Origin of the sequence: Nostoc sp. (assembly GCF_036917575.1) — a bacterium.
In the GTDB taxonomy this organism is placed as follows: Bacteria; Cyanobacteriota; Cyanobacteriia; order Cyanobacteriales; family Nostocaceae; genus Nostoc.
Genome location: NZ_JBALDC010000016.1, coordinates 23,634 through 32,864 on the forward strand (window position 1 = coordinate 23,634; position 9,231 = coordinate 32,864).

8 protein-coding genes are annotated in these 9,231 nt (G+C 41.8%); 6 read left to right on the forward strand and 2 right to left on the reverse strand.

All coding sequences use genetic code 11. The annotated features are described in order from the left end of the window. Positions 1-75 precede the first annotated feature (75 nt). The 3 genes from V7K79_RS03425 (at position 76) to V7K79_RS03435 (ending at position 2,079) form a co-directional block, all read left to right on the forward strand. Positions 76-834 (forward strand): YebC/PmpR family DNA-binding transcriptional regulator, encoded by a 759-nt coding sequence (locus V7K79_RS03425; RefSeq protein ID WP_335044729.1) that lies wholly within the window; start codon positions 76-78, stop codon positions 832-834. A 473-nt stretch (positions 835-1,307) separates the two neighbouring features. Then, on the forward strand, positions 1,308-1,484 hold the full coding sequence (locus V7K79_RS03430) for a hypothetical protein (RefSeq protein ID WP_335044730.1): 177 nt from the start codon (positions 1,308-1,310) through the stop codon (positions 1,482-1,484). A 313-nt stretch (positions 1,485-1,797) separates the two neighbouring features. Then, positions 1,798-2,079: a hypothetical protein gene (locus V7K79_RS03435; RefSeq protein WP_335044732.1), complete on the forward strand. Its 282-nt coding sequence runs from the start codon at positions 1,798-1,800 to the stop codon at positions 2,077-2,079. Positions 2,080-2,191: 112 nt separating this feature from the next. Here V7K79_RS03435 and V7K79_RS03440 read toward each other — a convergent pair whose 3' ends face one another. Together V7K79_RS03440 and V7K79_RS03445 are read right to left on the reverse strand one after the other, a co-directional pair. Beyond that, positions 2,192-2,503 (reverse strand): RNA recognition motif domain-containing protein, encoded by a 312-nt coding sequence (locus V7K79_RS03440; RefSeq protein ID WP_335044735.1) that lies wholly within the window; start codon positions 2,501-2,503, stop codon positions 2,192-2,194. A gap of 240 nt (positions 2,504-2,743) precedes the next feature. Further along, entirely contained in the window at positions 2,744-2,881 is a 138-nt protein-coding gene (locus V7K79_RS03445) for a hypothetical protein (protein ID WP_335044736.1), read from the reverse strand. Positions 2,882-3,473: 592 nt separating this feature from the next. Between V7K79_RS03445 and V7K79_RS03450 the strand changes: the two genes are divergently transcribed. The 3 genes from V7K79_RS03450 (at position 3,474) to V7K79_RS03460 (ending at position 9,210) form a co-directional block, all read left to right on the forward strand. Further along, the gene (locus tag V7K79_RS03450; RefSeq protein ID WP_335044738.1) at positions 3,474-4,913 is read left to right on the forward strand and encodes an efflux RND transporter periplasmic adaptor subunit; all 1,440 of its coding nucleotides are present in this window, start codon (positions 3,474-3,476) and stop codon (positions 4,911-4,913) included. A gap of 78 nt (positions 4,914-4,991) precedes the next feature. Further along, entirely contained in the window at positions 4,992-8,306 is a 3,315-nt protein-coding gene (locus V7K79_RS03455) for an efflux RND transporter permease subunit (protein WP_335044740.1), read from the forward strand. A gap of 379 nt (positions 8,307-8,685) precedes the next feature. After that, positions 8,686-9,210: a GNAT family N-acetyltransferase gene (locus V7K79_RS03460; protein WP_335044743.1), complete on the forward strand. Its 525-nt coding sequence runs from the start codon at positions 8,686-8,688 to the stop codon at positions 9,208-9,210. The last annotated feature ends 21 nt before the right edge of the window (positions 9,211-9,231 follow it).

Here is a 9,231-nt window from a genome sequence, read left to right on the forward strand (position 1 = left end):
AGTTATTGAAGACCAGAGTGAAGATAAAAGCTAGGTATATCCTAATCTTAAATAGAGTTATGATCATCTCAAATTATGGCAGGACATAGTAAATGGGCAAATATTAAGCGCCAGAAAGCGATAGTAGATGCAAAAAAGGGAAAAACCTTTACTCAGTTATCCAGGGCGATTATTGTGGCGGCTAGAAGCGGTGTACCAGATCCGGCGCTGAATTTTCAACTTCGCACAGCAGTTGACAAAGCAAAGGCTGCAAGTATTCCTAATGATAATATTGAACGAGCGATCGCTAAAGGTGCAGGCACTTTTGGCGGTGATAATGCTATCTTTGAAGCCATTCGCTACGAAGGCTATGGCCCTTGTGGTGTAGCTATTTTAATCGAAGCCCTCACAGATAATCGCAATCGCACTGCTGCTGACTTGCGTGTAGCTTTTAGTAAAAATGGTGGTAATCTTGGTGAAACAGGTTGCGTTAGCTGGATGTTTGAACAAAAAGGCGTTTGTGTAGTGGAGGGTGTGCTTGACGAAGAACAGCTTTTAGAAGCATCCCTTGAAGGTGGTGCCCAGTCTTATGAGATAACTGAAGATGAGATGGCTGAGGTATTTACTGATATTGCAAATTTAGAAACCCTTAGTCAGACACTCAAAAATCAAGGCTTTAAGGTAACTGATGCCGAATTGCGCTGGATTCCTAATAATAGTGTAGAAGTTACCGATCCCGATCGGGCGCGATCGCTTTTCAAGTTAATTGATACTCTAGAAAGCTTGGATGACGTGCAAAATGTCACAGCTAACTTTGAAGTAGCAGAAGAATTGATGGCTCTTAGCATTTCCTAATCAAAGTTAACTCACATATCATAGCCAAATTACAGTTATTTGGATGATGTCTAAATTGTTACATTTAAGATTGAAATCCTAGCAAGTATTTTTTAGCTAAGTATTCCACGAACTTATCCTACTAATAATATTTGTGCTACAAAACTTAAGCTTATTGAAAAATGAAAACGAAAAATTAAGGTTTTGAAGCACATTTTATGACAAAAAGTAGGGATTATATAAAATAGTAGGATAGGTTCACGTCAGATCCAATACGATTCGGTTAAGGTTTTTGATGAAAATTCTAGCTTGCTAAAGATGCGATAAATCATCATTATTGTAGAGACGGCGATTCATAGCGTCTCTCACCATACCTAAACAGTATTAGTATTGACGGATGTCAAAATAGACATGAAAGATTCATATCAATTACAAACTTATGACATACGTCTATCGGATAGTTAAATTGTTGATTACCTGATGAGGATTTTCAAGTGAATAAGTTCGCTAAAGCTTTACTTTTGGCTTTGATTTTTGCTGCACCTGTGACCGCTTTTGCATCACAAGCTCAAGCTAAAACTATCCATCATACTGGCGTAAAATCTGCTAAAGTTTATCATACTAAACATCACAAACATCATGCTAAAAAATTAGTTCATAAACATTTATAAATAGTTACTATTAGTCGTAAAAATTTCTAGTAGCTCTGTAATTAAGTTTAGTGTTGGTTTCTCTGAAAAGATAACAGTATTATTTAACCCCGCTGGAATCCCTACCCCAATCAGCGGGTTTTTTTATTAACTTGCTCAAGGATGCGCTCGGATAAAAATCAAAGTTCAAAGCGATCGCTTATAATCATACCTGCTACTATCCAATTTAGTTTTCAAAATATATATGAAAGCAGATTATTTAAAAGAATCACTTTTTCGTAAGTTAGAGGAGCGTTTGCTTTAACCCAATGTCCGAAAATCAGCTAAAGATATTATGGATTTTATTGCTGACGAGTTCATTGAATTTGTCAGATCAGGGCGTGTTTTTAATAAACAGCAAACTATCAAAAGCTTGCAGAATGAACTCATCCAACCTCTGATTCAAAGATTGATAACAGAATTAAAAACGTTAGTTTTAGCAACAGGGGTTATTTTAGTAACTTATCGTATAGTCAGACATATATCTGGCGAACACTGTTCATTCGTTGCGAAGTTCCATCTGGAAATTAAACAACGATCAATGGAAAACGATCTTTCATCAGGCCACTCTGGTTAGAGAATTATCAGTGCGGTACGAGAAGTAATTGCCTAAGATTATTTAAAGTCAAAGTTTTGCATAAAAAAGACTCAAGCATTCTTGCCTGAGCCTTTTCTAAATTCAATTAAGCTTAGTAGCGGTTGTTGCTACGGTTGTAGCCGCCACCACCACGGTTCCCAAAGGAACCACCACCTCTGTCTTCTTTGGGTTTAGCTTTATTTACTTTAAGGTCGCGACCAAGCCATTCAGCACCATCTAGAGCTTCAATAGCTTTCGCTTCTTCATCTTCTGAACTCATTTCCACGAAAGCAAAGCCGCGGAAACGACCTGTTTCACGGTCAGTCGGTAGTTGAACACGCTTTACAGCACCATATTCTGCAAATACGGCACTCAGCGCATCTTGTGTAACATCATAAGAGAGGTTACCTACGTAAATTGACATCAAATGTCTCCAAAATCATAAGTTTGTAGAGATTTAGATTTCGGAGAGAAGTCTGTAATACCAAAAGGAAAAAGCCTGTCAATACTAAAAACAAACACTGTCGCCGAATTAATTCTCAATTTCACTTCCCATAATGACATAACAACTCACTTTCTGGGAAAAAGGTTTGAAAAACTGTTATAAAAAGTTATATAAGCGGTTAATAGCTAGATGCTGGCTAGTCTCAAAACGGGTAAGGCTTTAGTGAACTGCACCCACGAGATCGACTAATGCACTTTCTTTTCTAAATATTGACCAATCATTAACTGCGATAACTGCTGCACCATAAATCAAACTATCTCTATCAGGCAAATCGTACATTTGAGCTAGGTTTAGCAATTCATCACAGCCTTGGTTGAGAAAATTGATCCATCAGCAGTTTGTGCAATTTTTAGCAATGATGTCACTTTTAACTTTCCTAGCCTAATATTTGGTGGCTGTAATATATATTGCCTTTTTCTATGCTTTAAATGCGATCGCCCAAGCTAAATTTCACAGCGTCAAAAAAAAACTTATCTTTACTATTCTTAATATATTTGCTCGTGTGTAAAAATTACTGGGCATTTTGCTATATCAAATCTATTTTTAATCTCCTAAGTATAATTATTTAAGTATATCCAGATTAGAAGTAGGCGTGTAAAAGTCCCGTATCTTCAGTAAATACAAGTCTTCTACTAAGGGCAGATTGCAAGAAATTTAAAAATATTTATACTGAGTTAATAATTGCATCGTCAGCTAAAAAGCGGGCGGCTCAATTTAATCAGTTAAAGTGGTGAGAATTTTTTTAAATAAAAAGTAATTTTTGATACAAAATTCTGCAAGAAGATAGCCAATTGACTCTCGCCGCTTTTCACTATTCATAATGTCTCAAAATTACTTGGTAATGCACGGCTGTTTAACCCAAAAAGCTCACCAAATACAAGAAAAATAAATGATTTTGGACAGAAAGAAGCCGCACAAGCAGGCGAAATCACCTTTGGCAGCTGCTAACCAGGTAATTAATACCCAGTTAAATTCAGTTATGAAGACTGATGTGGCTGTTGCAGATGTAAAAAATAGTTTTGACACAAAGGTGTCTTCGCCTTTTGCATCATTATTGATTCCCTGTTTGCTGGGCATAGGACTGCTGACAGCGAATTGTGGAACGCTACCCAAGGAAGAAGCGGCTGACGCACAATCTCAGAGTCCTGGTAGCGAACAACGTGGTGGTGCGACAGCTGTAGATGTAGCGATCGCTCGAACTGATACGCTACAAACACAACCAGAATACACAGGTAATACAATACCCTTCCGAATTGTATCACTGCGATCGCAAGTAGAAGCTCGGTTGTTGGCTTTGAACCTTGATGTCGGCGATGCAGTAAAGCTTGGGCAAAACGTCGGGCAGTTAGACGATACCATACTTTCGACGGAATTAAAGCAAGCAGAAGCAGAGCTAGCAGCCCTCAAATCAGAAGTAGCTAGGGCAACAAATCAGGTAAGCAATGCTCGTGCAGACGTTGAACGGGCGCGCCTAGAAGTAGTACAAGCTCAAGCAGACTCAGAACGCCAGCAGAGGTTATTTAAGGCTGGAGCGATCGCTGAACAAACTGCCCAGCAAGCACGTACCCAGGCACAAACAGCTGCCCAGGCACTCCGAGCAGCCCAAGAACAAGTTCGGACAGAACAGCAAGCCGTTGCTGCCGCCCAAGGTAGAGTACTTGCTCAACAGGCATTGGTTGCCCAAACCAAAGAGCGCAGGTCTTATACTCGGCTGGTATCTCCGATCACTGGTGTAGTCACACAAAGGGTGACAGAACCAGGCAACTTGCTGCAAGCAGGTAGCGAAGTCTTGAAAATTGGTGACTTTAACCGTGTCAAAGTCGCCGTCCAAGTTTCTGAATTAGAACTAGCACAAATTCAGGTTGGGCAGTCTGTACAAGTGCGCTTAGATGCCTTCCCCAAAGAAGCATTAATTGGCAGAGTTACGCGAATTTCCCCAGCCGCCGATGCCACAGCTCGCTTGATACCTGTAGAGGTATTGATTCCTAACACTCAGGGTAAGATTGGCAGTGGGCTACTGGCGCGAGTCAATTTTGAAAACCAGACTCAACAACGGGTAGTAGTGCCGCAAACAGCTATTCAAAAACAAGCAGGAGCAGCAAAGGAAGCAGGAAAAGAGCAAGAAAACCCGTCAGGGACGCTATTTGTGGTGAAAGACACAGATGGCAAGACGAAAGTAGCGACACGTGCAGTTACTTTAGGAAAAAGGGCTGATAGCAAAGTAGAAATTTTATCTGGTTTGCAAGTGGGAGAGCGCTATGTTGTTCGTAGTGGTAAGCCGCTAAAAGAAGGTGACACTGTAAATCTTTCAATTCTTTCAGAAAAGTAATAGTCGGGTGAGCAATGATCACCATACCAAAGAAAAAAGTACTCAGTAGTCAGCATTTAGCACTTATCACTTGGGATCATGCAACAAGCAAATAATAATGGCAATAGCGGATTTAGCCTGAGTGCGATCGCTATCCGCCAACACATTGGCACACTCATGCTCACTGTGGCAGTAATTGTCATTGGGGTATTTTTTCTCACAACGATTCAAGTCGATCTGCTACCGTCAATTACTTATCCCCGAATTGGCGTTCGGCTAGAAGCTCCTGGTATTTCACCAGAAGTAGCAGTAGATGAAATCACCAGACCCTTGGAAGAAGCTTTATCGGCAACCGAGAATATAGTGCAAGTTTTCTCCCGCACCCGTGAAGGACAGGTAAGCCTCGATTTATACTTCCAACCAGGGGGCGATATTGACCAAGCTCTAAACGATGCAACTGCTGCTTTTAACCGAAATCGAGGACAACTCCCAGATACAATAGAGGAGCCGCGCTTATTCAAAGTCGATCCTTCTCAATTGCCGGTTTATGAATTGGCGCTGACCTCTGCTTCATTACCAGGTAAAGAGTTACGCGTATTTGCTGATGAAGAGTTAACGCGTGAACTCAGTGTCGTGCCAGGAGTCGCTTCCGTTGATGTATCTGGTGGCGCAGAGGAAGAAGTACGAGTGCTTGTTGACTTAAACCGATTGCAAGCTTTGGGTGTGGGATTAAATGATGTCTTAGAAGAATTAACAGCCCGTAACCAAGATACTTCTGGTGGTCGGATTCTGGGGCAAAATTCCGAGCCATTGACTCGCACTGTCGGACGTTTCCAAAATGCTAAGGAAATTGAAAACCTTTCCTTGGAAGTTTCTTCTCCTGCTAGTGCTAATACCACTAATAACAGTAATACCACTACCACTACTACCACTACTACCACTACTTCTGTACCCTCCCGCCGCGTTTATTTGCGAGACTTTGCACAGGTAATTGACGATACAGAAGAACAGCGAGTATTTGTTTATTTGAATCGTCAGCCTGCGGTGAAATTTTCAGTCCAAAAGCAGCCTGAAGCCAACACAATCACAGTTGTAGATGCTGTGAAACGGCGAATTGAACAATTACGACAATCGGGTTTAATTCCAGCAGACATGACTTTGAGTCCCACCACAGATGAATCTGTCTTCATCCGCAATTCTTTAAATGATGTCATCTTTTCGGGGATTTCTGGAGCATTGTTAGCCGCAGCAGCAGTGTTGTTATTTTTGGGATCGTTCCGGCAAACATTCATTATCAGTTTGACGATTCCTCTGTGTACTTTGGCGGCGATCGCTTTAATGAGAATATTTGGTTTAACCTTGAATGTTTTTAGTTTGGCAGGTCTGACATTAGGAGTCGGTCAAGCAATTGATACATCGGTTGTGATCTTGGAGAATATTTCCGAAAAAGCGGGGATGACTCCCAATCAAAGAGAGAGAGGGGAGCAGGGGGAGCAAGGGGAGCAGGGGAGGGGGAGAAATTCTAAATTCTTTATTGACAGTGCGATCGCAGCTTCCCAAGAAGTAGAATCTGCTTTAGTTGCTGCTACAGGAGCCAACTTAGTTTCTGTAGTTCCATTCCTCTTGATTGGCGGCTTTATTGCACTGCTATTTAATGAACTGATTTTGACAATTAGCTTCGCAGTCGCAGCATCTCTGGTTGTCGCCATTACAGTAGTGCCAATGCTGTCTTCTCGACTCTTGGGAATTCGCTGGTCTAGCCGAATCAGCGAATTTTGGCTGCTTAGAAAATTTAATCAGCGATTTGAAGATGCTACACGGGGATACGGTAACTTCTTAACCAAGGTTTTACGCTATCGGCTCCTCGTAGTAACTGCTGCTTTGCTAATTTTAGGCGGCAGCAGCTTCTTTATGTTTGGTCAAATTCCCCAAGAAATTCTACCCCGCATCAGTACCGGACAAGCTACCTTGAGAGCGCAGTTTCCGCCCGGTACACCTTTAGCAACTTCCCAAAAAGTTATGCAAATTGTCGATGACATTTTGCTCAAACAACCAGAAACCGAGTCTGCTTTCACAACTGTGGGTGGTAATTTATTTGGCAGCAGTACTACAGAAAATCCTTTACGTGCCAATAGCACCATCAATCTGAAACCAGGCACAGATGTCGAAGCTTTCGTCAAAAAAGTAACTCAGGAATTTAACAAACTCAACTTAGCAGGAATTCTGCTACGCCTCAATCCTGGTCAGGTACGGGGTTTAATCTTGAGTAATTCTCCAGTACAAGGGTCAGACGTTGACGTAGTTCTACAAGGTGAAAATGAACAAAACTTAATGCAAGCAGGCGCTCAAGTACTGCAAGCATTACAAGAAAGGGCAAAATTAGCGACATTCCGACCAGATGCCGACCCCAGACAACCGGAAATCCAAATTCGCCCAGACTGGGAAAGGGTTTCAGCTTTAGGATTGAGTGCCGGGCAAATTGGTGCAACAGTTCAAACAGCAATTGAAGGTTCAGTTCCCACGCAAATTCAACGCGGTAATCGTTTAGTTGATGTGCGGGTGCAGCTAAATAAAGAAGCAATTCAGCGTTCTTCCCAATTGGAGCAATTACCGCTATTTACAGAAAATAATCAACTAATCCGCCTTTTTAATGTTGCGAAGATTCAAGAAGGTCAAGCGCCTGGTGAGGTGCAACGGATTAATCAGCGCCAAGCTTTTATTGTCGCCGGAAATCTCAGCGAGGGAGCTAGTCTGGGTGAAGCGATCGCAGAAGTCAACGAGGTACTTAAAGATGTAGACTTACCTGATGGCGTTTCCATTGTGCCTAGTTCTGCCCAAGAAACGAATCAGCAACTTCAGGATGCTTTAAAAACTTTGGGGGCGTTGGCGGTATTCTTAATCTTTGTAGTTATGGCGGTACAATACAATTCACTGATTGACCCATTGGTAATTATCTTCACCGTACCACTGGCGTTAGCTGGGGGAATTTTTGGACTTTACATTACCAAAACTGCAATTGGCGCAACTGTAATTGTTGGTGTCGTCCTGCTGGTGGGAATTGTAGTGAACGCAGGGATTCTCATGGTGGAACTGGCGAATCAAATTCGGGATGAGGAAGATTGTACTCGCCAAATTGCGATCGTGAAAGCTGCACCTCAACGCTTGCGTCCAATTATCATGACCACAGTCACTACTATCATGGGACTGTTTCCTTTGGCATTAGGTATTGGTGAAGGTTCTGAATTTTTGCAGCCTTTAGGGATTGTAGTTTTCTTTGGGATGGCGATCGCAACGATGCTGACATTATTTATCATCCCTTGTTTTTATATTCTGCTGCACGATTTGCTAAGTGGAAATTGGGCAAAGCCAGTGTTAACCCGATTGCATGGAGTTACGAAAAAACTTATTAGCTAATTCCAGCCACTGAACTCTTGTGAGCGTGAGGGTCTTAACCGCAAGTTTCCTTCGGTCACGAGCAGGAGGTAGAAGACAGTATTTCTTTTGCCTCCTGCCTTTGTTGATAAAAACTAATACCTCACTGCAAGCTATTCTTTCTTATACCAATTTGAAAAAAGAATGCGACAGATACATACGGATATACCTTTGTGATGTCTGGCTTTCTTAATGCGTGAATTTTGAATTTTGAATTGATATTATAGCTGTAGTCACACAGGTTAGGACATAAAGATGCGGTGAATACTAGAGTTAGCAATAGTTTTACCTCCTGCCTCCTGCCTCCTGCCTCCTGCCCTCTGCCTCCTGCTATATTTGTGCTTTTTGTGCTTGAAAGCTTATGCTGATCCGCCCCGCTACAATCACTGACGTACCCGCAGTTTTACCAATGGTTGCCAAAATTTGTGCTTTGCATGAGTCTTGGGATTCCGCCAAGTATGGTTTTCTACCGCATCCAGAACAGCGTTATGAGAAATGGTTGACGCGTTTGGCAAATAGCGATGGAGCCAGTATATTTCTAGTATCCGAAAATGAAGGGCAAATTGTCGGATTTCTGGTGGCAACAGTTGAGCGAGAAATACCAATTTACCGATTACAGGAATTTGCTTTTATTCATGATATTTGGGTTGAGCCGGAATATCGCCAAAAAGGAATTGCGCGGCAGATGGTGATGCTAAGTGTTGAACGCTTTCATCAAATGGGTATCAAGCAAATTCGTTTAGATACAGCAATTCCTAACGAGGCTTCACGGCGGTTATTTGCATCTTGTGGTTTTCGATTCAGCATTATTGAAAGGGAGCATCCCACTTTGGCGGATATACCTTTTCTGGGAGAATGTATGAGAATACACAAGCCGTCCGTCTAAAGCATGAACCCGGAAAAACAA